This window comes from Acinetobacter sp. 102 (genome assembly GCF_037028485.1).
GTDB lineage: Bacteria > Pseudomonadota > Gammaproteobacteria > Pseudomonadales > Moraxellaceae > Acinetobacter > Acinetobacter higginsii.
Genome location: NZ_JAZEZK010000010.1, coordinates 50,573 through 73,200 on the forward strand (window position 1 = coordinate 50,573; position 22,628 = coordinate 73,200).

Sequence of the window (22,628 nt, forward strand, 5' to 3'; positions counted from 1 at the left end):
AATTTTTAAATCAGCGCAAAAAAACTATCTTTATTTTTCAACTAAAAATTATAAAAAGACAGCCTGCGAATTTTGCTTTATCCAAAGAAGTTTCGCAAGTCTTCTTTCGCCTGCTTTATCGTCACGTAAGTTTTAAAATCGTGTATTTCTTGCAAAGAACGTAACCATGTGTATTGACGTTTAGCTAATTGCCTCGTCGCAAAAAGGGCTTTGTTCTCCATTTCTACTTTATTTTTGAGACTTAAGTCACTTTTTAGTAAAAAATCTAAAGCTTGACGATAACCAACAGACCGCATAGACGGTAAATCATCATTTAAATCGTATTTTTTAATCAATTCCTCTACTTCATTCAAAAAACCAATATTCCACATTTTGCTCAATCTTTGCTCAATGCGTTGATGTAATTCTAAACGATCTGGCATTAATGCGTAGTTATGAAATATGTAACGATATGGTTGATTTTTAGGTTGTTCAGCTTGTAGTTTTGTTATCGGTTCACCCGTGATTCGAAACACTTCAAGCGCACGAATGATGCGCTGCTTATCCGATACTTTAAACTTTTCTCCAGCAACAGGATCTACCTCAACCAACTCTTCGTAGACAGATTGCCACCCCTGTTGTTCAGCTTGCTGAAGAATGGCATCACGTATCGTTTGATCCGCATTGGGTAAATTACTTGCCAGACCTTCAAGCAAGGCTTTAAAGTACAACATGGTTCCGCCCACCAAGATTGGGGTTTTGCCACGGGCATGCATATCATCAATCAATGGGCAAACATCTTCAACAAATTGTGCCGCCGAATACACCTCTAAAGGCGTAATAATATCAATCAAATGATGCGGATATTGCTCTTGTTCTGCTTTGGTTGGCTTCGCTGTGCCGATATCCATATCTTTATAAACTAAAGCTGAATCGACTGAAATCAGTTCGCAATTTCCACGCTCATAAAGTTCACATGCCAATGCTGTTTTACCGCTTGCGGTAGGCCCCATTAAATTGATGACGGGCAATTGATTTGACATGTAAAACTACTCTCCTCGAGCAAATAATTTATCTAATTGATGGAGTGGAAACGCACGCCAAGTTGGACGCCCATGATTACATTGGCTGGCAAACTCGGTTTGTTCCATTTGACGTAATAAAGCATTCATTTCCGATAAACTTAACTGGCGATGTGCACGCACAGCACCGTGGCAAGCCATCCCAGCGAGCAATTCATCACGTTTTTGCAATAAACCTCTCGCTTCATCATTTGGATCAAGATCATTTAGCAGTTCTGGGATAAGGTTGCTAAAATCAGCCTTATGCAAAATCGCAGGGACACCACGCACAATCACTTGATCATCACCATATTGATCGACTTCTAAACCGAGCCGTTGCAATTGTGATTGTAAATCTTCGATACGTGTCGCTTGCATGCGTGTGATAGATACAATTTTTGGAATCAATAACTGCTGAGACGTCCAAAACTCAGGTTTATCCCATGCTGACTTCATTTGTTGCAACAAGATACGTTCATGTGCCGCATGCATATCGACAATAATCAGGCCTTCAGTATTTTGCGCCAGAATATAAATCCCATGCAGTTGTGCAATTGCAATCCCTAAAGGAAATTCATCTACACGTGATGGAGCTTGATCATTTCCATCTTCTGCATCTTCACGTAAAGGCGCCAAATAACTTTTGAGTGCATTATTCAAGTGCGCAGAACCGTTATAACGTGGTTCTTGTGGTGTTGAATTGTAGTGCACTGCTTGTGGACGACTTTGATTAAACTCAGTCAATAAATCAGTCGACACAGCCACTTGCTGATTGACTTGAGGTTCTGCTTCTACCGTCGCACGATGTAAATTAAATTGTTCTTGGTATTTTGGCTGTGGTTGATAATTAAAATGATCATCCGCCGCATCTGTTTTCATTGCCTGTGCTAAATCTGCACTTGCAGTCTGAAATTGAGACAAGGTTGCTTTGGCATAGTGACGTACAAATTCATGCACTTCACGCTGGTTTAAAAAGCGGATTTCATGCTTGGTCGGATGCACATTCACATCGATATTTTCAGGATCGACTTCTAAAAACAACAAATAGGAGGAATGTTGATGACCATGCAAAATTCCGTCATAGGCCATACGTAAAGCGTGTGAAATGGTTTTATCTTTGACAATACGACCATTCACATACACATATTGCATGTCAGCTTGTGCACGTGCATCCGAAGGATGTCCCAACCAGCCAGATAAGCGCATATTGATACTGTCTGAATCGATCCAGTACGCATTTTGGATAAATTGCTGGCCTAATAACTGTTGCACACGCTGATAGCGTAATTCACCACTGTCAGCGACAGGCAGGTTTAAACGAATATTATCGTTATGTTCTAGCACAAAACGAATATCGAAATGGGTTAAAGCCAGACGGCGAACAATTTCTTCAATATGATTAAATTCAGTGGTTGGTTTTTTTAAGAATTTACGGCGTGCAGGCACATTAAAAAATAAATCTTGTACGCGAATATGCGTGCCTTTTTGTGCAGCGACTGCCTGAATTTGTTGATGATCAAAAGCCGTACCATTCACTTCAACTTGATAGCCGACACCTTGCTCATCTTGACTACTGGTCAGGGTTAAGCGTGATACGGCTGCAATTGACGCTAAAGCCTCTCCACGAAATCCCAGACTCACAATTGCATGTAAGTCATCAGCAGTTTGAATTTTACTGGTGGCATGACGCATCACCGCTAAAGGTAAATCTTCTGCATGAATACCATTACCATTATCAATGATTTCAATTAACGTTGCCCCCCCCTGTGCAACTCGAATAATCAGTTCAGTTGCACCCGCATCAATTGAGTTTTCTAATAATTCTTTGACCACAGATGATGGACGTTCAATTACCTCACCCGCCGCAATCTGGTTGGCTAAGGCAGCATCAAGGGTATGAATACGACGAGTTGAATCATGCGCCATTCAATTGTTCCTGCAAAGTTTGAGATAAAGCTTCAGACTCTGTGGTTAAAGTCACAAATCGAGTCAGTTCATCTTCTGATTTTTGAATATCAATCACAATATCTGGTTTTGGAATTTCATCACCACCTTTCGATGGCCATTCAAATAAAAATAAAGCATCGGGTGTTTCCAGATAATCACGGATACCCATTAACTCAAGTTCATAGGGATCATTCAAACGATACAGGTCAAAATGGAAGATCTCTTTACCATGAATGGTATAAGGTTCAACCAAGGTATAAGTCGGACTTTTGACCGAACCTTGATGCCCTAACTTTTGTAGAAAGTAACGGGTAAACGTGGTTTTTCCTGCACCCAAATCACCAATTAAATAAATAATGCCTGAGTGCACATGTTGTGATAGCACCTGTGCAAAACGTTGAGTGTCTTGTTCATGATTTAAAGTAAATTTCACTGAAGATGACATGGCAAATAAAACAAAATTGGGATGGCAGCTATGATAACATTGCCCTGCTTTAAAGCCTAATAAACTCCTTTTAAACTGGCTTTTTTTTCATCGTTTATACCGAGTCGATATCGCTGTATGTCATCAATCATTGAATTTACGCCTCCGCTCATTAATGGTGTCAGTGCCAGTAAAGTTTTTTTGCCTCATGACGTTTCGGCATCGACCATTTTTGATTATCTCTGCCAACATTTTTCACATATTCAAGTTAGCGAATGGCAACAGCGTTTTGCAGATGAGCTGATTTATGCGGCAGATGGCACCAAGCTCACAGTAGAAAGCCGCTATACAGCCAATACTCATATTTTTTATTATCGTTTTCTTGCGCATGAAGTCCATGTGCCATTTCAACATGAAATCCTATTTGAAAATGATGATTTACTTGTCGTCGATAAACCACACTTTTTGACCATGACACCAACGGGGCAATATGTACAAGAAACCCTCTTGGTCAGACTGAAAAAACAAACAGGCTACGAAGATCTCACCCCCATCCATCGACTTGATCGAGAAACAGCCGGTGTGGTTTTATTCTGTAAAAAAGCCACCTCAAGAGGTGCGTATCAGCAGCTTTTTGCCGAACGAAAAGTGCAAAAAACCTATCATGCCATTGCAAAATATCGACCTGAACTGGATTTTCCACAAATTTTGCAACTACATTTAGAAAAAGGTCAGCCTTTTTATACGATGCAAATTAACCCTGAAAAACCCAATAATACTGAGACTTTAATTGAACTGTTAATGCATGATCAGCAGCATGCCAAATATAAACTTAGTCCCAAAACAGGAAAGCAGCACCAATTACGCGTGCATTTAAATTATCTGAATATTCCGATACTTAACGATTCTTTTTACCCTTATATTGAGCATAAAGCAGAGGATGATTTTAGTCAGCCATTGCAGCTACTTGCCAAAGAAATTTGGTTTATTGATCCGATTCTAAATCAAGAAATGCAGTTTAGCTCTAAGCTTGAACTCACATTGTAAATACACCGTAATGACAAAAATTCTATTTTTTCACTTCAAAAATATTGAAATTACATTGCAATGGTTTAAAATACATGACGATAACTAAAAATATTTGGTCTCATTCTTCATGCGAAAAACAGAAGTTTATCAGGTTCGCCTCGATTCACAGGAAAAGAAGCAAGCTTTTGCCGTGTTTAAACAGTTGGGTATCTCCCCTGCTCAAGCCGTTCGCCTTTTCTTTAAACAAGTGGTACTCACCAAGTCGATTCCATTTGCAATTGAAAACCAGAACATCAACATGGAACAGTTATTAAAACTGCGTAAATCAAAAGCAGCCGCCAGTACTGAAAACCCATCTTCTGTCGAAATTGAAGATGATCATGAAGACCTTTTTGAAGAGTTAAACGCCCTTCTTGGTGAAAGTGACAAAACTTAACAATGTTGCATTTATAAACAAGTTTTTATTTTTTAAGCTGAATTTTTTTCGCTATTCTGACAGTCCTAATAAAATTATAAGTGTAAGGATGGGCAGGAATGATTGTTAAGCGAGCAACAAAGGAAGATCTTCATCAACTTGCTGTCTTGTTTGACGAATACCGTCAGTTCTACGGTGCATCATCAAATATTGATCAATCTTATCAATTTTTAAAACATCGCTTTGACAACAAAGACAGTGTCATTTTCATTCATGTTAAAGATGACGTATTTACAGGCTTTGTACTACTCTACCTTGCTTTTTCTTCAGTGGCTTGCGAAACCTACTATATTCTCGATGATGTCTATGTCACTCCTTCTTATCGAAAACAAGGTTCCGCTAAACAACTGATTGATACAGCGATCTTATTCGCACGGCATGAAAATGCACAACGTATCAGCCTAGAAACGCAAAAAAATAATTATCAATCTCACCGTCTATACGAACAAATGGGCTTTATTCAAGACAGTGAGTTCAAAACCTTTCATTGTTTTTTAAAGTAATCATTCATCTAAAGCAATATTCTGACTTAGCTGCTTCTGCGAAGGAGTTAAATAGGTCCATTCACCTTCCTCCAACTCAGGAAGTTCAAGTAAACCCACTTGATGTCGATGTAAGACCTCAACTTTATTTCCAACAGCTGCCAGCATACGTTTGACTTGATGGTAAACACCTTGGTGAATGGTCATTGCAATTTGATGTTCTGAGAATAATTGTACATCGGTGGCTGCATAGGTGCCTTTCTCATTACGCAGTTCGACACCTTGCTCTAAGCCATGTTGCTGTTCAGCTGTAACTGGATCTGCTGTGGTCACATGATAAACTTTGGGTACATGTTTACGTGGATGCGTCAATGCTTGTAGATATTGCCCATCATCGGTCAGCAATAATAGACCTGTTGTATCTTGGTCTAAACGCCCCACGCATTGAATCCCACGATGCAGCAAAATTTCAGGAAAAAGACTAAATACACTTTTATGATGTGTCGCCTGATGCGAACATTCATAGCCTTGCGGTTTATTTAAAACAATATAGACGTGCTCTCGATATTGGTATTCTTCACCAAATACTTCAAAGACCAGTTGATCGGTATTGATATTCTGTTTCGGGTTATCACAGACTTGATTATCAATCTGAACAGAACCATTTTTAATTAACTGCTGACAATACTTACGTGAACCAAAGCCTTGTGATTGCAAAATTTTTTCCAGCAGCATAAATAAATCCTAAGCTAAACTACGGCCATTGTACTCGATTACAACGCTAGCTGTTGCTCGTTGCCTATTCATTCTTTATTTTTATAATTTATTCACAATCTCTTCACTTGTAATACAACCCATACAAAACCCTCGTCAAACACTCTCAATCTAGATATTGCGCTCCATATTTTCAGCCACAACTCTTGTTACATTTGTCACAAGCAAAAAGAATATTGTCCAAAAGAATGGATAAGGAGTTTCACCATGAAATCGAATATGTGGTTATGTAGCGTTATCTTAGCAGCATCTTCAATGATGACCGTTGCACATGCAGACAATACCACTCGTGTTGCTGCAACCTCTGCCCTAGGCAGTGTGGTTGGTACCGCCTTGGGAAAACAACTTGGTGGTGATACAGGTGCCATGATTGGCTCTGCAATCGGTGGTGCTGGCGGTGCAGCTGCATCGAGTAATCGACGCGACCGTACCGAAGCTGCCATTGGTGGTGGTTTAGGTGGTGTGGGTGGTTATACCGTTGGCCGTAATATCGGCGGAAGCAATGGTGGTTATATTGGTGCAGCCCTAGGCGCAGCTGGTGGTTCGGCATTAGGTCAAAAGGTTGGTCAAGACCGTGATGCAGATCGACGTTATGATGATCGTCGCTATGACCGCCGTTATGATAATCGCCGTTCTTACGATGACCGTCGCTATTACAATTCTCGTGAAAGCTACCGTCATGACAATGGCCGCCACCGTGGCTGGTACAAACACCGTTAATCAGATCAAAACGTTTTACCCCTTTAGCGCCCTCGGGCGCTTTTTTTGTTTGATCAAAACCATATATCGATCTAAAACGATATACAAAACCAAACTTATATCGTATTATTTCGATATATAGTTTTGAGACACCATGATGAAATCACTACAAGATATAAAATTCTCTATCCTAGAACTCGCTCCTGTTCGAGATGACAAGAGTATCGAGTTTTCTCTCCGTCATGCATTAGAACTCGCGCAACATGCGGAAAAACTAGGTTATGAGCGTTTTTGGTTGGCTGAACATCATAATATGGACGGGATTGCCAGTTCAGCAACAGCAGTTTTATTAGGATTTATTGCCGCAAATACGCAGCACATCCGTTTGGGCTCTGGCGGTATCATGCTGCCAAACCATGCACCATTGGTGGTTGCAGAGCAGTTTGGAACACTAGCCACACTCTATCCAGACCGTTTTGAACTCGGCTTGGGTCGTGCACCAGGCACAGATCAAATGACCATGCGCGCCTTACGTCGCGGCCGTCAGGAAACTGAAGATCAATTCCCTCAAGATGTGATAGAGATTCTGCAATATTTTAAAGCACCGCAACCGAATCAGAGAATTATCGCCACACCAGGTCAAAATACCCATGTGCCTGTTTGGTTACTCGGCTCAAGTTTATTTAGCGCACAATTGGCCGCAAAACTTGGACTGCCTTATTCTTTTGCGTCTCATTTTGCACCAAGAATGTTAGGTCAAGCTATTGAGATCTATCGTGATAACTTCCAAGCTTCGGAATACCTCGATAAACCTTATGTTTCAATGGGTGTCCCAACAGTCGTTGCTGCAACAGATGAGGAAGCTCAATATCTGGCGACCAGTTCATATCAACGTATTTTGAATCTGATCCGCGGTCATAGCTTAAAGCTTAAACCACCGATTGATTCAACTGAAAGTCTTGCATCTAGCGCTGAACAAGTGGCAATTCAGAATTTTTATGCCATGGCACAAATTGGTTCTCAAGAAAGTGTTAAAGCTGGATTAAATAAAATTGCAGCGCAATATGATGTCGATGAATTCATCTTTACTTGTGATATCTACGATACGCAAAAACGCTTAGATAATTTTAGTTTATTGATGGATATTAAAAACAGCTAAATCTTTGGCTTAAGTCTACAAGGTTCATTTCCCAATCAGCCTTGTAGATTCACCATCCATTTAAATTCCAGCTTGGAGCATCTCTGTTGCTTGTTCTACATTCACAGCTCGGCTAAATAAATAGCCCTGTCCGATTGAGCATCCAGAAGATTTTAAGAGTTCTAATTGTTCAGTGTTCTCAATACCTTCCGCAACAATATCCAATGACAGTTTTGGCCCCAAAGCGATGATCGCCTGTACAATGGCTAAAATCGCCTCATCATCATTCATTTGACGAATAAAATCGCAGTCAATTTTTAAACAATCTACTGGGTAGTCCCGTAAACGGGTTAAAGAGGAATGTCCCGTACCGAAGTCATCCAATGATATTTTAACGCCTTGTTGTTTCAATAAATTTAATGCTCGAATCACATAGTCAGAACCACGATCATCCAAGATATGTTCAGTAATTTCTATTTCTACTAAATGATGTGGAATGTTGTAGGCGTTTAAACGGTGGAGTAAACGCTCAGCATAATTGTCTTTCAGAAACTCGACTGGTGCTGCATTGATTGAAACAGGAACAACATCCAATCCTTGTGCTATCCAGGCTGCAATATTTTTAAAAACTTTATTCTGCATTGCATCACTAATTTTTGTTGCCAGAATATAGTCTTGAAATGCTTGTTCAATATTACAAGGTGAATGGATATGCTGATCTTCCGTCTGCCAACGCAATAATGCCTCGAAACCAACCACCTTCGCATCTGCTAAACGCACTTTCGGCTGGTAAAATGGGACGATAAGATCATCACGAATAATATGGCGCGCATCATTTAATTGAATTGCAATGTTTTGAGCCGCAACTTGCATCTGCTGGTTAAACATACGAAAACCACCACGTCCCGTCGCTTTCAAATCATTGAGCGCAGTATCTGCGCATTTCATTAAATTAGCTGAGTCTTTTGCATCTCGTGGATAAATCGCACAACCGATACTCATACTGCCATTAATCAAATTGCCAGCATAAGTAATCGGGGCTTCTAACTGTCGACTCACATCCACAGCTATTTTTTCAAGCTCTACTTGTGTCTCAATTCCATTGACGACAATAGCAAACTCATCACCGCCTAAACGAGCGACAAAAGTGTTTTCAGGCAAAATGTTTTCTATTCGCTTAGACAGAACACGGAGTAGATGATCTCCAGCTGCATGGCCAAGCGTATCATTGACATGTTTAAAGTAATCTAAATCTAGCAACATCAAGCCGAGTAACTTCTTGCCTTTTTTATGTCGATGTAATGCACGCTTAAGTTGTAATTTGAAGAAACGACGGTTATATAACCCTGTTAAATCGTCTAACTCACTCGAAAGCTGTAATTGGATTTCAGTTTGGCGTTGTGTGGTCACATCGCGAGACAGACACAAAACCTGCACGATCTGGCCCTTATCATTTAATATCGGCGTGAGTAAATTATCCCAATATTGTCTTTCAGCCCCTTCTCCACTCATCCCACGGAAACGCGCAGCCTTCCCTTTAAGTGCCGTTTTTAAGGCATAACTTGCCTTGGTTCTTATTTCCACAGGTAACAGCTCGGCCCACTTCATGCCAAAGCTATTTTGGCTTTGAGGAAGATTAAGTGCGATACATCCCGTTTTATTGACATGCAGTAAAGAGCCATCTGCTTCTAATAATTTTATGCAATCAATACTATTATCCAGCATGTTGGTTTGGGCATTAATACACTGAACTAAGTTTTGTTGATACTGCTTGGTTTCATGGATATCAACGCTATTGATAAACCAATGTGCTTTTTCTTCTGAATTCGCCGCTATAAATTTTGCTGACAATAAAAACCAGCGATATGCACCAGACTGATGTTTTAATCGGCATTCAATTTGAAATGGGGACTTATAGATAAATGCCTGCTGCCACTCACTTTGGAAGATTGCTCTATCCTCAGAATGGATTAAATCGACCCAGTCTTTTGCAAAATGTTCTAGGTCGTTAAAACCAAAATACTCTTGGCTTAAACTATTAAAAAAATACGCATCTCCATACTCAGAGAGCAGCCAGACCAGACTCGGAATACGGTTAAAAATATTTTGTTGGGCCTCACTCAGTTGATGGTTAGAGTGAAAAGGAATTGCCAAGTTCACAGACTTCTGTTCCAAACAGAACTCTCTCTATCAAGATATTCAGTTGCAATAAAAGCCATAGACCACCAACAATAAAAAGTGAGATTTAAATCACAGTATTGTAGCAGAAATGCAATAAAATTATCACCAATTGCAGACTGATCAGTTAGATTTACTTTATTATTTAATATCAATTATTTACTTTAAATTCACGATATTTGTCAAACTTTCTTTAAGAAAATGATCTAAAAAATTACAGACTACCCCATCCAGATGACTGAGGTAGTCAGGCCTGATTAGCCAATACGACGTTTTAAACCCGTCATTTGTAAGACACGTGTTGAGATTTCCTCAATCGACATTTCCGTGACATTTAAATATTTAATCCCTTCAGAAATATAGATCCCTTCAATCGCACGTAATTCCATCTGACACTGGCTGAAACTTGAATAGCGGCTATTCGCTTTACGTTCGTTACGGATTGCCACCAAACGTTCGGCATCAATCATCAAACCAAATAGCTTGTTTTTATGTTCGCGCAGTACTTTTGGCAAACGATTGTCATCCAAATCTTCTTCAGTCAATGGATAGTTCGCTACACGAATACCAAATTGTAATGACAAATAAATTGAGGTCGGGGTTTTTCCTGAACGTGATACGCCAATTAAAATAATGTCAGCTTTGTCATAATGGCGTGTTCTTGCCCCATCATCATTGTCCAGTGCGAAATGTACGGCATCGATACGCGCTTTATAATATTCAGAATCAGTTACCGCATGAGTTTGTCCAACCAAAGTGGTCGGTGGCGTACCTAATTCTTGTTCTAATTTACTAATCAAGCCTTCAAAAACGTCTAAGTTGACCGCCTTAGCAGTATTGATAATTTCACGGACATGCGGATCAACCAAGGTATCAAAAACTAGCGGCAAAGAACCATCACGACTTTGACATGCATTGATCTCTACAGCGACATTCATAGCCGCCTCTTCAGTCGTAATATACGGTATAATATGGATGTCAAAATCAACGTTTGGAAATTGCGCAAGTAGTGAATGTCCAAGGGTTTCTGCGGTAATTGCGGTACCATCTGAAATAAAAAAAACGCTCCGTTTAATTTCTTTACTTACGGGCATCAAAATTCTCCTTAAACATTTGTCTTAGTGCTCTATAATCTTTATAGTAAACTCATCTAACATGACTGTCGCTTAGTAAAACACTAAATCTAAGCACTTTTGTATAATTTCATACCAATGATGGTCATTCATACTGCAAAAAAAGTGGAGTAAATACTTTGGAAGCGCGCGTAATCGGTCTGGAAAAATTAGGAAAACACGATGTCGAACTCGTAGGTGGGAAAAACTCATCTTTGGGTGAAATGATCAGCCATTTATCCAATGCTGGTGTATCGGTACCTGGTGGCTTTGCAACTACTGCTGCTGCCTATCGTGAGTTCTTGGATCAAAGCGGCTTAAACGCTCGTATTCAGGCTGAACTTGTTCAGCTAAATGTAGAAGATGTAAATGCACTTGCTGAAACTGGTGCAAAAATCCGTAACTGGATTGTTGAAACTCCGCTTACTGCGACATTAGAACAAGAAATTCGTGAAGCTTTTGCTGCACTTTCAAACGGCAACCCAGACATTGCTGTTGCGGTACGTTCTTCTGCAACGGCTGAAGACTTACCTGATGCGTCTTTCGCAGGTCAACAAGAAACATTCCTCAACATTCGCGGTATTGATAATATTCTTATCGCGATTAAAGAAGTTTTTGCATCACTTTATAATGACCGTGCGATTGCTTACCGTGTACACCAAGGCTTTGAACATAGTGTTGTTGCCCTTTCTGCTGGTGTACAACGTATGGTTCGCTCTGAAACTGGTGCTGCGGGCGTTATGTTTACGCTTGATACAGAATCAGGTTTCCGTGATGTTGTGTTTATTACTGCATCTTACGGTTTAGGCGAAATGGTCGTTCAAGGTGCTGTAAACCCAGATGAATTCTATTTATCTAAACCGCTTTTAAATGCAGGTAAACACTCTGTTTTACGTCGTAACCTCGGTTCTAAACACCAGAAAATGATTTATGGTGAAGAAGGTTCTGCGGGTAAATCAGTGGTTGTGGTTGACGTTGAAAAACCAGAACGCCAACAATTCGCATTAAATGATCACGAATTACACGAATTAGCAAAGCAAGCTTTAATCATCGAACAACACTACGGCTCGCCGATGGATATCGAATGGGCAAAAGATGGCGATGATGGTCAAATCTATATTGTTCAAGCACGTCCTGAAACAGTAAAAAGCCGTCAAAATGTCGGTACCATGGAACGGTATTTGTTAAAACAACGCGGTACTGTTATCTGTGAAGGTCGTTCAATCGGTCAACGCATTGGTTCAGGTAAAGTGCGTGTTGTAACGTCGATTAAAGAAATGGATAAGGTTCAGGACGGTGACGTACTTGTATCTGACATGACTGACCCAGATTGGGAACCAGTGATGAAGCGTGCTGCTGCAATCGTGACCAACCGTGGTGGTCGTACTTGTCACGCAGCAATTATTGCACGTGAATTAGGTGTTCCAGCAATCGTGGGTTGTGGTAATGCAACAGAAGTACTGACTGATGGTCAAGAAGTAACAGTTTCATGTGCTGAAGGTGATACTGGCTTCATCTATGAAGGTGCATTAGATTTCGAAGTACAACGTAATTCGATTAATTCAATGCCTTCATTACCATTCAAAATCATGATGAACGTTGGTAACCCTGACCGTGCTTTTGACTTCGCTCAAATCCCGAATGAAGGTATTGGTCTTGCACGTCTTGAGTTCATCATTAACCGTATGATCGGTGTGCATCCTAAAGCATTGTTAAACATTGACAGCTTGCCACGCGAAACACGTGCTGCCGTTATGGCGCGTACTTCTGGCTACTCTTCTCCAATCGAATTTTATGTCGAGAAGTTAGTTGAAGGTATTTCAACACTTGCTGCTGCATTTGCAGAAAAGCCAGTGATTGTTCGTATGTCTGATTTTAAATCGAATGAATATGCAAACTTGATTGGCGGTAAGCTATACGAGCCAGAAGAAGAAAACCCAATGTTGGGCTTCCGTGGTGCGAGTCGTTATGTATCTGATAACTTCCGTGACTGTTTTGAACTTGAATGTCGTGCCTTGAAAAAAGCACGTGATGAAATGGGTTTAACCAATATCCAAATCATGATCCCATTCGTGCGTACAGTTTCTGAAGCGAAACGTGTGATCGAACTTCTTGCTCAGAATGGTTTAAAACGTGGTGAGAATGGCCTCAAAGTCATCATGATGTGTGAATTACCAACCAATGCCCTATTGGCTGAGCAATTCCTTGAGCACTTCGATGGTTTCTCTATCGGTTCAAACGACTTAACACAATTAACACTGGGTCTTGACCGTGACTCTGGTATCGTATCTCACTTATTCGATGAGCGTGATCCAGCAGTTAAAGCGCTCCTTTCTATGGCAATTCATGCTTGCCGCAAAGCAGGAAAATACGTTGGTATTTGTGGTCAAGGTCCTTCGGATCACCCTGACCTTGCGAAGTGGCTCATGGAACAAGGTATTGAATCTGTGTCACTTAACCCTGACTCAGTACTTGATACTTGGTTCTTCCTTGCTGAAGAACAAATCAAGAAAGCCTAGTCTTTTTTAGAAAAAGACCCTCTTTCGCAGGGTCTTTTTTCATCGTAGGGTCTGTTGAGATTTCAGAGATACTTGCGACAACGGACATTTTTAGACAATACAAGGCATGGCTTACGCAATTTAGCCATTCTAAATAATGAGCAGCGATTGCAGCTGCGCAAGATAACGCAGTAGTGGCAAAAATGTCCTTGTCCCGTAGGGTTATGGCTAAAACCTCCCCAAACTTCGTTATGAAACTTGACAAGGGAACTGCCATTGTCTACGTTTCATGCCTTGTTTGGGTTGTTTTAGCCTATAACGCCAGACATGTCTGAAATGTCAACACACCCTTGTAATTGAGATTTTAAAATTATGCAAATTTACTTGGCTCGTAATAATCAACAAGCAGGACCTTACAGTTTAGAACAAGTAAACCAAATGCTTGCCAGTCAACAAGTTTTATTGACCGATTTAGCTTGGCATGAAGGTATGGCTGAATGGAAAACACTTGGTGAACTGACACAAGGTAAACTTGTCTACGAACCTGTAGGTTACTCTCCTTTTAGTGCTCAAATTAAAACTGAAACGAACGAACCAACTTACAAAATCAAAGTCGAGCAAAAAGCACCTGAACTCGCACCTTTTCATTCACGTGCGCTAGCGAAAGTTTTTGATCTCATCCTTTGGCTACCGATGGCTTCTATCCCATCTTTCTTTTTTAATGAAAGCCAATACCAAGAGTTGTTTGAAATTCAAAAACAGATGCAAGCCACCCAAATTGCATCTGATAAAGCAGTAGAATTACAGCATCAATTGATGCAGCTAATTCCAAATGAAGCATGGATAATGATCTTTGCTTACCTCATTATCATGCTCATGATTCAGGCGTTCTTTATTGCAAAATCAGGCCAGAGTATTGGTAAAAAAATCGCCAAGATTAAAATTGTGGATGTCGAAACATCAGAAAAAGTCAGCACAATTCGGGCCTTTTGGTTGAGAAGCGTGTTCTTTATCATTCTCAATTTGATCCTTGTCCCAATCATTACCGTGATTGATTATGCTTTATTCGCATTTACCAAAAATCGTCAAACTTTGCACGATAAAATGGCAAAAACTAAGGTCATTAAGCAGTAATCACAAATCGATAAACAAAAGAGGATTTATTCCTCTTTTTTTATGTATTAAGCTGATATCTATATAAAAAACACAGATGCAAATAACAATCCCTACAAAATAAATCGGGTTTTAAAACAAGTATTTCACACGACTTTATGAGTAGCTTAGTTTTTCAATATAAGGCATAATGCCCAACAACGTTGCGGTGTCGCGTGATTGCTAAGCATTTTTTAACCAATCCTTATCAATCACGCGACACTTTAATCGCTATCCCATAATTTTAATTAGGGAATGGGACTCTTCACCGAGGTTGTAAAATGAGACAAACGATTTTAGCTGTATTGTCTTTATCAACGATGGCTGCGCTCTTGACTGGGTGTGGCGGTGATATGGTACTTCTAAACAATAAAGGTCCAGTTGGTCAAGGTCAAAGTAACCTGATGATGACTGCGATCTATTTAATGCTATTGGTGGTGATTCCATCAATCATTATGGCATTATGGTTTGGTTGGAAATATCGCGCATCGAATAAAGATGCAGACTATAAACCTACTTGGGCACACTCAACGACAATTGAGATCGTTGTATGGGGTGTACCTGTCATTATTATTGGTATTTTAGCTTGGTTAACTTGGTGGGGTTCCCACAAGTACGACCCTTACCGTCCGTTAGAATCAGATAAAGCACCATTGACTATTCAAGCTGTCGCTGAACAGTTCAAGTGGATTTTTATCTATCCTGAGCAAAACATTGCAACGGTAAACGAAGTACGCTTCCCAGAACAAACACCAGTAAGCTTTAAGATCACTTCTAACTTCACGATGAACTCGTTCTTCATCCCACAGTTAGGCGGTCAGATTTACGCAATGGCTGGTATGCAAACTCACCTTCACCTATTAGCCGACGAACCAGGTATCTTCCGTGGTTTCTCAGCAAACTATTCAGGTTACGGTTTCTCACAAATGCGCTTTAAAGCACATAGCGTGACTGAACCAGAATTTGCACAATGGGTAGAAGCAGTGAAAGCTGGTAATGGTACAAGTATTAACCCTGAAGCAATTCAAAAAGGCACACTTGACCAAGCTGAGTTAGCAACGCTTAAAGATGGCGATCGTTCTAAGCATCAGATCGAGCATTTAGTGAATCGTGCTAAAGCTGCTGGTGATGAAGAAGCACTTGCAAAAGCTGAAGCGATGAAACCGTTCCCGACTAAGCCACACCCAGTGACTTATTACTCATCAGTTGAGCCAAAATTGTTTGAAACAATCATCAACCACTACATGAGTAACTATCACGGTGCTGACCATTCTGCTGGACATGATGCAACGGCAGAAACTCATGCTGCAGCAGAACACGCTGCTCAAGGGGAATAAGACATGGATATGATTTTTGGTAAATTGGGGTGGGATTCTATCCCGACTGAACCCCTTGTACTTGTCACCATGGTCTTTATGGCACTTGGTGCAATTGCTGTATTAGGCGGTATTACCTATTTCAAGAAATGGGGATATTTGTGGAACGAATGGTTTATCACTGTAGACCATAAAAAGATTGGTATCATGTATATCATCGTATCTGTAGTCATGCTGTTGCGTGGCTTCGCCGATGCGATCATGATGCGTCTACAACTTTTCCTCGCGAAAGGCGGCGGCGAAGGTTACTTACACCCTGACCACTACGACCAGATCTTCACCGCGCACGGTGTCATCATGATCTTCTTCGTAGCAATGGGTCTTGTTGTTGGTATGATGAACATCTCTGTACCTTTACAGATTGGTGCTCGTGACGTTGCCTTCCCATTATTAAACTCTTTAAGCTTCTGGTTATTCGCTGGTGCTGCTGGTTTAATGATGCTTTCACTTGTATTAGGTGAATTTGCTGCGACTGGTTGGATGGCTTACCCTCCTCTATCTGGCATTCAATATTCTCCTGGTGTTGGTGTTGACTACTATATCTGGGCACTTCAGGTTTCTGGTCTAGGTACGCTTTTATCTGGTGTTAACTTCTTTGTTACCATCATCAAAATGCGTGCACCTGGCATGAAATTAATGGACATGCCTATTTTCACGTGGACTTCACTTTGTACGGCTGTATTAATCATTGCATCATTCCCTGTATTAACAGGTACGCTTGCAATGCTTACTTTAGACCGTTACTTCGGCTTCCATTTCTTCACAAATGAGCTTGGCGGTAGCCCAATGCTTTATGTGAACTTGATTTGGACATGGGGTCACCCTGAAGTATATATCTTAGTATTACCAGCATTTGGTTTATACTCAGAAATCGTTGCAACCTTCTCTCGTAAAGCGTTGTTCGGTTATAAGTCAATGGTGTATGCGACGATTGCGATTACTGTACTTGCGTTTGTTGTATGGCTTCACCACTTCTTCACCATGGGTGCTGGTGCGAACGTTAACGCGTTCTTCGGTATCATGACCATGGTTATTGCGATTCCTACAGGTGTGAAAATCTTCTCTTGGTTATTCACAATGTATAAAGGTCGCATCACCTATACTACTCCTATGTTATGGACGCTTGGCTTCCTTGTAACATTCGGTATCGGTGGTTTAACTGGTGTACTTATGGCTGTTCCACCTGCGGACTTCCTTGTACACAACTCATTATTCTTGATCGCTCACTTCCATAACGTAATTATCGGTGGTGTGGTGTTTGGTATGTTTGCCGGCATCATCTTCTACTGGCCGAAAATGTTTGGTTGGAAGCTCAACGAAGCATGGGGTAAAGCTGCGTTCTGGTTCTGGTTCATTGGTTTCTATTTTGCATTCATGCCACTTTATATCCTTGGTTTCATGGGTATGACGCGTCGTTTGAATACATATGACAACCCTGAGTGGGATCCATACTTAGCGATTGCATTGTTTGGTGCTGTCCTTATCGCGATCGGTATTGCATGTTTCTTAATGCAAATCATCGTTGGTTTCTTACAACGTAAGGACAACATGGACCATACAGGCGATCCATGGGATAGCCGTACCCTTGAATGGGCAACGTCATCTCCTGCTCCGTTCTATAACTTTGCGCATGAACCAGATGCTAGCGGCGTTGACCGTTTCTGGACTGACAAAGAAAATGGTGTAGCATACGCACGTAACACTAAATATGAAGACATCCACATGCCGACTGATCGTGCTGCTGGTTTTGTCATTGCAATGTTCATTACAATTCTTGGCTTTGCACTCATCTGGCATATTTGGTGGCTCGCTGTTGTTTCATTCGTTTCAGCTATTGTTAGCTTGATCGTAAGCTCATTCACGAAGAATGTTGATTACTACGTTCCTGCTGCTGAAGTTGAGCGTATTGAAAACGAACGCTATGCATTACTTGAAAAACACTTGAAGAAGGACTAAGGAAATGGCTGAAGTACTTCATCACGACAACCACGGCCACGATGGTCATCATGAACATGATGATACTGACTTAACGGTCTTTGGTTTCTGGACATACTTGATGAGTGACTTGATTCTTTTCGGATCACTCTTCATTGCGTTCGCTGTATTAAGCAGTCATATCCCGCCAGGAACCCCAAGTGCATATGACCTGTTCCATGATTCATTAGGCTTCGTGTTAACTGAAACATTTGCCTTATTGATTTCATCGGTAACATTTGGTTTTGCTGTACTTGCATCTTATAAAAAGAATGTAAATCAAGTGATCACTTGGTTGTTTGTTACATTCCTTTTTGGTGCATCGTTCATTGGTATGGAAATCTATGAGTTCCATCACCTTGTACACGAAGGCCATGGTCCAACTCACAGTGCATTCTTATCTGCATTCTTTACTTTGGTTGGTACACACGGTATCCACGTAACTTCTGGTTTAGTGTGGATGCTGGTATTAATCTACCAAATTAAAAAGAATGGTTTGACTTTACCGAATACACGTCGTCTTGCTTGCTTAAGCTTGTTCTGGCACTTCCTTGACATCGTTTGGATCTGTGTATTCAGCGTCGTTTACTTACTGGGAGTTCTCTAATGAGTAGTCATGACCATAATGCTGCAGGTGCGTCACACGGTAACTTTAAACAATACACGATTGGATTTATCCTATCTGTCATCCTTACCATCATCCCTTTCGGGATGGTGATGGCTGGTGGTTTTAGTCGTGGCATTTTAGTTACAGTAATTGCAATTACTGCTGTTGCTCAGGTACTTGTACAACTTGTGTATTTCTTACACATGAATACATCATCTGACCAACGTTGGAACCTTATTGCATTTATCTACACAATCTTATGTATCGCTGTACTTTTAGTCGGCTCTGTGTGGATTATGAATTACCTACACTACAACATGATGATCTAAACTGATCGTCATGTGGAAAAAGTACTTATTCCTGACTAAACCAGGAATTCTCTTCGGTAATTTTATTACCACCTTGGGCGGCTTCTTCTTAGCCGCCCAAGGCTCTATAGACTGCCTCTTATTATTACTTACTCTTCTCGGAACAACATTAGTGGTTGCTTCTGGTTGTGTAGTTAATAACGTAATTGATCAAGACATCGATCAGAAAATGCAACGCACCATGAACCGTGCACTTGTGACCAAAACCATTTCCCCTCCTGTTGCCATGTGCTATGCGCTGGTTTTAGGTGTGATTGGCTTTAGCATGCTCTGGTTTTATGTTAATGCTTATGCTTTTTTATTCGCTGTCATTGGTTTTGTCGTCTATGTCGGTTTTTATAGTTTGTGGAGCAAACGCACCACAATCCATCAAACCGTGATCGGTAGTATTTCTGGAGCGAGTCCACCTGTTATTGGTTATGTGGCTGTAAGTCATCAGTTCGATATGGCAGCCCTATTGATCTTTGTTGCATATGCTTTATGGCAAATGCCGCATTCATGGGCAATCGCAATTTATCGTTTTGACGACTATAAAAATGCAGGCGTTCCTATTCTACCTGTAGCCCGTTCAATCCTTAGAACAAAAATCGAATCACTGATTTATGTGGTTTTATTTACTCTATCGATGAATGCATTATATGTATATGGATACACCAATATCGTGTTCTTGGTCATCTGTAATATACTTTGCATTTACTGGTTCTACATTGCTATTTTAGGATTCAAGGCCGAAGATGATCAGCTTTGGGCCAAACGCTTTTTCCTTTTCTCAGTAATCCTCATTACTGTTATCAGTTTAAGCTTTAGCTTCACCTTTAAAAGCCCTGCACCATTCTTTCCTATTTTTTAAAAAGATAGAGAATGCTCTATCTTTTTATGCTCTCCCAATTTTTATCATTTCGTGCAATAAAAACATTTCGTTCTTTATTGCCTAAATGAAACAAGCCCAGACTAAATTCCAAATCAGTCGTTACATATAATCTTTAAAGATTAACCTGCAACACGACTCTAGCCAAAAAACTCACTGTCTGGCTCAAAACGTCTAAAAAATTGATCAATATTATGTGGATATTTTTGATCTAATTTTTGCCATACCTCTTGAGGTAACGGAATGAACTCCAAGGTATCGGACCCATCGGAAGCCACACAAAAACGGATTTCATAATCAGGCTGCAAAATTTGATTGAGTGCTTTTAAGGTGGTATCTCGATCTGCGCCCTCACCTTGATAAGGAATAATCAAAGTTTGATTCTGATAATAAACAGTAATGGTAAATCCTTGCAGGTTATCCGCATTTTGTATCTCTGCCCGCAAACTCCCCGTTTGTAAAATATTTTCGCAATATTCAATAATCGCCTCGTCCTCTTCACGCCAATCGACAATCATTAAGATTTGGTAAATGTTACCTTGGTATTGCTCAAAAGCGTCTAAATATGCCTCCTCAGTATTCGACTGCAAAATCGACTCAAGCAGGGCAACTGTCTTTATAAATTGTGGTTCCATTTTTATTGCCTATTTTTATTTAAAAAATATATCACAAAGACTATGGCAAATTTGCTTTATAGCGTCAATTTGCATATAATCCCCGCTTCGCAATTTGCGACATAACTTTTTAGTTATGACTCCTTGCTTCTAATTTTTTAATTAGGGGCTGCTTAAACCGTAAGGAGCTGACAATGCGTCACTACGAAATCGTACTATTGGTACATCCAGACCAAAGCGATCAAGTTGTAGGTATGGTTGAACGCTATATCTCTCAGATCAAAGAAGCTGAAGGTCAAATTCACCGTTTAGAAGATTGGGGCCGCCGCCAATTGGCTTACCCGATTAACAAAATTCACAAAGCACACTACATTCTTATGAATGTTGAATGTGGTCAAACGACGCTTGATGAGTTAGAAGAATTGTTCCGTTATAACGATGCAATTATTCGTAACATCATTATCCGTCGTGAAAACGCAATTACTGAAGAATCTTTGCTTGCTAAAAGTGCTGAAGAAAAACGTGCGCGTAAAGCTCAACGTGAAGAAGCACAACAAGCAGTTCCAGAAGCTGAATAAGGAGAACATCAATGGCACGTTTTTACCGTCGTCGCAAGTTCTGCCGCTTTACAGCTGAGAATGTTGCGTACATCGACTACAAAGATATCGACACATTAAAACAGTACATCACTGAAAACGGCAAGATTGTTCCTAGCCGTATTACAGGTACTAAAGCTCGTTATCAACGTCAATTAGCGTTAGCTATTAAACAAGCTCGCTATTTGTCTTTGATTCCGTACACTGACAACCATAAGTAAGTGAGGTGAGCTGTGGACGTTATCTTATTACAACGCATTAAAAACCTTGGTAAATTAGGCGACAAAGTATCAGTTAAAGCTGGTTACGGTCGTAACTTCTTGATCCCTCAAGGTAAAGCTGTAGCTGCAACAGAAGCAAACACTGCTGCTTTTGAAGCTCGTCGTGCTGAACTTGAGAAGCAAGAAGCTGAAGTATTAGCTGCTGCGAATGCACGTGCTGAACAATTGAACGAAGTTAACATCGTAATCACTGCGAAAGCTGGTGACGAAGGTAAACTATTCGGTTCTATCGGTACTCGTGACATCGCTGATGCTTTAACTAATGCTGGTCTTGTTGTAGACCGTGCAGAAGTTCGTTTACCAAACGGTGCGCTTCGTCACACTGGTGAATTCAACATCGCAATCCAATTGCACCATGATGTTGTTGCTGAAGTTCTCGTTACTATCGTATCTGAGTAATTTCTGCAAAGAAAAAGAGCATGTTTTACATGCTCTTTTTTTTTATCTCTAAAAAATACAAAAACATATCTAATTAAGTTTTAAATCTTATAATTTTCATCTCTATAGGACCACATATGCAAAATAAAAATCGTATCATCGCTTTGGTACTTGCCATGTTTTTAGGGTTCTTTGGCATAGATCGTTTCTATCTCGGAAAAAAAACCAGTGGCATTTTAAAATTAATTACTTTTGGCGGTTTAGGCTTTTGGTGGTTTATCGATACAGCCCTACTCCTGCTTGATGCTTTTCTCTATTCTTTAGGCAAAGACAATGGCTTTGTTAAAGATGCCCAAGAGAATAACCTTCGCTACGGCCTTTCAGCGTATCGCTTAAAAAATGGCAAATTTGTTCAGGACTGGTTTGTAAAACCTTAAAACAAAGTCTTTTATCTCAATCAATACATAAGAAGCACCATAACACTAGCTGTGATAGTAGAAGTGACTATCTATTATGCTATTGCATCACTTTCACAATTTTCACTGAATTAAATTGTGCCGACGACCTCCATTTGGATTAAGATAGTCATTCGGTTTTGTTTCATCTTTTTATTAGGTC

23 protein-coding genes are annotated in these 22,628 nt (G+C 40.3%); 16 read left to right on the forward strand and 7 right to left on the reverse strand.

All coding sequences use genetic code 11. The annotated features are described in order from the left end of the window. Positions 1-77: 77 nt before the first annotated feature. Genes miaA through tsaE form a run of 3 tightly spaced genes read right to left on the reverse strand, consistent with a single transcriptional unit; the run spans position 78 to position 3,432 of the window. Positions 78-1,022 (reverse strand): tRNA (adenosine(37)-N6)-dimethylallyltransferase MiaA, encoded by a 945-nt coding sequence (gene miaA, locus WA352_RS11525; protein ID WP_033134823.1) that lies wholly within the window; start codon positions 1,020-1,022, stop codon positions 78-80. A 6-nt stretch (positions 1,023-1,028) separates the two neighbouring features. Next, positions 1,029-2,966 (reverse strand): DNA mismatch repair endonuclease MutL, encoded by a 1,938-nt coding sequence (gene mutL, locus WA352_RS11530; protein WP_005322209.1) that lies wholly within the window; start codon positions 2,964-2,966, stop codon positions 1,029-1,031. Further along, entirely contained in the window at positions 2,956-3,432 is a 477-nt protein-coding gene (gene tsaE, locus WA352_RS11535) for a tRNA (adenosine(37)-N6)-threonylcarbamoyltransferase complex ATPase subunit type 1 TsaE (RefSeq protein WP_033134824.1), read from the reverse strand. The genes mutL and tsaE overlap by 11 nt, the downstream gene beginning before the upstream one ends. 117 nt (positions 3,433-3,549) lie before the next feature. Here tsaE and WA352_RS11540 point away from each other — a divergent pair, with 117 nt between their 5' ends. From WA352_RS11540 to WA352_RS11550, 3 genes are all read left to right on the forward strand, one after another. Continuing rightward, on the forward strand, positions 3,550-4,458 hold the full coding sequence (locus tag WA352_RS11540; RefSeq protein ID WP_033134825.1) for a pseudouridine synthase: 909 nt from the start codon (positions 3,550-3,552) through the stop codon (positions 4,456-4,458). Positions 4,459-4,567: 109 nt separating this feature from the next. Continuing rightward, entirely contained in the window at positions 4,568-4,876 is a 309-nt protein-coding gene (locus tag WA352_RS11545; protein WP_005152044.1) for a type II toxin-antitoxin system RelB/DinJ family antitoxin, read from the forward strand. 98 nt (positions 4,877-4,974) lie between these two features. Beyond that, the gene (locus tag WA352_RS11550; RefSeq protein WP_005204693.1) at positions 4,975-5,418 is read left to right on the forward strand and encodes a GNAT family N-acetyltransferase; all 444 of its coding nucleotides are present in this window, start codon (positions 4,975-4,977) and stop codon (positions 5,416-5,418) included. Here the strand turns inward: WA352_RS11550 and WA352_RS11555 are convergent, their stop codons facing one another. Then, on the reverse strand, positions 5,419-6,132 hold the full coding sequence (locus WA352_RS11555) for a pseudouridine synthase (RefSeq protein WP_033134826.1): 714 nt from the start codon (positions 6,130-6,132) through the stop codon (positions 5,419-5,421). A 246-nt stretch (positions 6,133-6,378) separates the two neighbouring features. Between WA352_RS11555 and WA352_RS11560 the strand changes: the two genes are divergently transcribed. Both WA352_RS11560 and WA352_RS11565 read left to right on the forward strand, forming a co-directional pair. Beyond that, positions 6,379-6,891 carry a glycine zipper domain-containing protein gene (locus tag WA352_RS11560; protein WP_241345130.1) on the forward strand — a complete coding sequence of 171 codons (513 nt, stop codon included), beginning with the start codon at positions 6,379-6,381 and terminating at the stop codon, positions 6,889-6,891. A 136-nt stretch (positions 6,892-7,027) separates the two neighbouring features. Continuing rightward, positions 7,028-8,029: an LLM class flavin-dependent oxidoreductase gene (locus WA352_RS11565; protein WP_162180586.1), complete on the forward strand. Its 1,002-nt coding sequence runs from the start codon at positions 7,028-7,030 to the stop codon at positions 8,027-8,029. Positions 8,030-8,089: 60 nt separating this feature from the next. Here WA352_RS11565 and WA352_RS11570 read toward each other — a convergent pair whose 3' ends face one another. Both WA352_RS11570 and ppsR read right to left on the reverse strand, forming a co-directional pair. Next, complete coding sequence (locus tag WA352_RS11570) at positions 8,090-10,168, reverse strand: sensor domain-containing protein (protein ID WP_336142727.1); 2,079 nt, start codon at positions 10,166-10,168, stop codon at positions 8,090-8,092. A gap of 275 nt (positions 10,169-10,443) precedes the next feature. Further along, complete coding sequence (gene ppsR, locus WA352_RS11575) at positions 10,444-11,280, reverse strand: posphoenolpyruvate synthetase regulatory kinase/phosphorylase PpsR (protein ID WP_004806023.1); 837 nt, start codon at positions 11,278-11,280, stop codon at positions 10,444-10,446. 158 nt (positions 11,281-11,438) lie between these two features. Between ppsR and ppsA the strand changes: the two genes are divergently transcribed. The 7 genes from ppsA (at position 11,439) to cyoE (ending at position 20,123) form a co-directional block, all read left to right on the forward strand. Next, positions 11,439-13,817 carry a phosphoenolpyruvate synthase gene (gene ppsA, locus WA352_RS11580; protein WP_004806022.1) on the forward strand — a complete coding sequence of 793 codons (2,379 nt, stop codon included), beginning with the start codon at positions 11,439-11,441 and terminating at the stop codon, positions 13,815-13,817. Positions 13,818-14,168: 351 nt separating this feature from the next. Beyond that, positions 14,169-14,930: an RDD family protein gene (locus WA352_RS11585; protein ID WP_033133677.1), complete on the forward strand. Its 762-nt coding sequence runs from the start codon at positions 14,169-14,171 to the stop codon at positions 14,928-14,930. Positions 14,931-15,229: 299 nt separating this feature from the next. Then, a complete protein-coding gene (gene cyoA, locus WA352_RS11590) occupies positions 15,230-16,285 on the forward strand; it encodes a ubiquinol oxidase subunit II (RefSeq protein ID WP_004654397.1) in 1,056 nt (351 codons plus the stop codon). 3 nt (positions 16,286-16,288) lie between these two features. Continuing rightward, positions 16,289-18,280, forward strand: a complete 1,992-nt coding sequence (gene cyoB / locus WA352_RS11595; RefSeq protein ID WP_004806017.1) for a cytochrome o ubiquinol oxidase subunit I — start codon at positions 16,289-16,291, stop codon at positions 18,278-18,280. 4 nt (positions 18,281-18,284) lie between these two features. Beyond that, positions 18,285-18,905 (forward strand): cytochrome o ubiquinol oxidase subunit III, encoded by a 621-nt coding sequence (gene cyoC, locus WA352_RS11600; RefSeq protein ID WP_004806016.1) that lies wholly within the window; start codon positions 18,285-18,287, stop codon positions 18,903-18,905. Continuing rightward, on the forward strand, positions 18,905-19,234 hold the full coding sequence (locus tag WA352_RS11605) for a cytochrome o ubiquinol oxidase subunit IV (RefSeq protein ID WP_004806013.1): 330 nt from the start codon (positions 18,905-18,907) through the stop codon (positions 19,232-19,234). Before cyoC ends, WA352_RS11605 begins: the two co-directional genes overlap by 1 nt. Before the next feature lie 10 nt (positions 19,235-19,244). Further along, a complete protein-coding gene (gene cyoE, locus WA352_RS11610) occupies positions 19,245-20,123 on the forward strand; it encodes a heme o synthase (RefSeq protein WP_241345132.1) in 879 nt (292 codons plus the stop codon). Between the two features lie 158 nt (positions 20,124-20,281). Here the strand turns inward: cyoE and WA352_RS11615 are convergent, their stop codons facing one another. Next, positions 20,282-20,776, reverse strand: coding sequence for a hypothetical protein (locus WA352_RS11615; RefSeq protein ID WP_033133676.1), 495 nt, complete (start codon positions 20,774-20,776; stop codon positions 20,282-20,284). Between the two features lie 173 nt (positions 20,777-20,949). Between WA352_RS11615 and rpsF the strand changes: the two genes are divergently transcribed. The 4 genes from rpsF to WA352_RS11635 all read left to right on the forward strand — a co-directional run bounded on the left by rpsF (position 20,950) and on the right by WA352_RS11635 (position 22,447). After that, positions 20,950-21,333 carry a 30S ribosomal protein S6 gene (gene rpsF, locus WA352_RS11620; RefSeq protein ID WP_004806006.1) on the forward strand — a complete coding sequence of 128 codons (384 nt, stop codon included), beginning with the start codon at positions 20,950-20,952 and terminating at the stop codon, positions 21,331-21,333. Between the two features lie 11 nt (positions 21,334-21,344). Next, entirely contained in the window at positions 21,345-21,572 is a 228-nt protein-coding gene (gene rpsR / locus WA352_RS11625) for a 30S ribosomal protein S18 (RefSeq protein WP_000090661.1), read from the forward strand. 12 nt (positions 21,573-21,584) lie between these two features. Then, positions 21,585-22,031 (forward strand): 50S ribosomal protein L9, encoded by a 447-nt coding sequence (gene rplI, locus WA352_RS11630; protein WP_004654410.1) that lies wholly within the window; start codon positions 21,585-21,587, stop codon positions 22,029-22,031. A 116-nt stretch (positions 22,032-22,147) separates the two neighbouring features. Beyond that, positions 22,148-22,447 carry a TM2 domain-containing protein gene (locus WA352_RS11635; RefSeq protein ID WP_033133675.1) on the forward strand — a complete coding sequence of 100 codons (300 nt, stop codon included), beginning with the start codon at positions 22,148-22,150 and terminating at the stop codon, positions 22,445-22,447. The last annotated feature ends 181 nt before the right edge of the window (positions 22,448-22,628 follow it).

What these genes read in the sequence shown, in the direction of transcription:
- WA352_RS11635 (WP_033133675.1), top strand. Translation starts at nt 22,148, where the DNA reads ATGCAAAATAAAAATCGTATCATCGCTTTGGTACTTGCCATGTTTTTA.
- cyoB (WP_004806017.1), top strand. Translation starts at nt 16,289, where the DNA reads ATGGATATGATTTTTGGTAAATTGGGGTGGGATTCTATCCCGACTGAA.
- miaA (WP_033134823.1), bottom strand. Translation starts at nt 1,022, where the DNA reads ATGTCAAATCAATTGCCCGTCATCAATTTAATGGGGCCTACCGCAAGC.
- WA352_RS11585 (WP_033133677.1), top strand. Translation starts at nt 14,169, where the DNA reads ATGCAAATTTACTTGGCTCGTAATAATCAACAAGCAGGACCTTACAGT.
- rpsR (WP_000090661.1), top strand. Translation starts at nt 21,345, where the DNA reads ATGGCACGTTTTTACCGTCGTCGCAAGTTCTGCCGCTTTACAGCTGAG.
- WA352_RS11565 (WP_162180586.1), top strand. Translation starts at nt 7,028, where the DNA reads ATGAAATCACTACAAGATATAAAATTCTCTATCCTAGAACTCGCTCCT.
- WA352_RS11545 (WP_005152044.1), top strand. Translation starts at nt 4,568, where the DNA reads ATGCGAAAAACAGAAGTTTATCAGGTTCGCCTCGATTCACAGGAAAAG.
- WA352_RS11540 (WP_033134825.1), top strand. Translation starts at nt 3,550, where the DNA reads ATGTCATCAATCATTGAATTTACGCCTCCGCTCATTAATGGTGTCAGT.
- WA352_RS11615 (WP_033133676.1), bottom strand. Translation starts at nt 20,776, where the DNA reads ATGGAACCACAATTTATAAAGACAGTTGCCCTGCTTGAGTCGATTTTG.
- ppsR (WP_004806023.1), bottom strand. Translation starts at nt 11,280, where the DNA reads ATGCCCGTAAGTAAAGAAATTAAACGGAGCGTTTTTTTTATTTCAGAT.
- tsaE (WP_033134824.1), bottom strand. Translation starts at nt 3,432, where the DNA reads ATGTCATCTTCAGTGAAATTTACTTTAAATCATGAACAAGACACTCAA.
- cyoE (WP_241345132.1), top strand. Translation starts at nt 19,245, where the DNA reads ATGTGGAAAAAGTACTTATTCCTGACTAAACCAGGAATTCTCTTCGGT.
- WA352_RS11560 (WP_241345130.1), top strand. Translation starts at nt 6,379, where the DNA reads ATGAAATCGAATATGTGGTTATGTAGCGTTATCTTAGCAGCATCTTCA.
- WA352_RS11555 (WP_033134826.1), bottom strand. Translation starts at nt 6,132, where the DNA reads ATGCTGCTGGAAAAAATTTTGCAATCACAAGGCTTTGGTTCACGTAAG.
- cyoC (WP_004806016.1), top strand. Translation starts at nt 18,285, where the DNA reads ATGGCTGAAGTACTTCATCACGACAACCACGGCCACGATGGTCATCAT.
- cyoA (WP_004654397.1), top strand. Translation starts at nt 15,230, where the DNA reads ATGAGACAAACGATTTTAGCTGTATTGTCTTTATCAACGATGGCTGCG.
- WA352_RS11550 (WP_005204693.1), top strand. Translation starts at nt 4,975, where the DNA reads ATGATTGTTAAGCGAGCAACAAAGGAAGATCTTCATCAACTTGCTGTC.
- WA352_RS11605 (WP_004806013.1), top strand. Translation starts at nt 18,905, where the DNA reads ATGAGTAGTCATGACCATAATGCTGCAGGTGCGTCACACGGTAACTTT.
- rpsF (WP_004806006.1), top strand. Translation starts at nt 20,950, where the DNA reads ATGCGTCACTACGAAATCGTACTATTGGTACATCCAGACCAAAGCGAT.
- mutL (WP_005322209.1), bottom strand. Translation starts at nt 2,966, where the DNA reads ATGGCGCATGATTCAACTCGTCGTATTCATACCCTTGATGCTGCCTTA.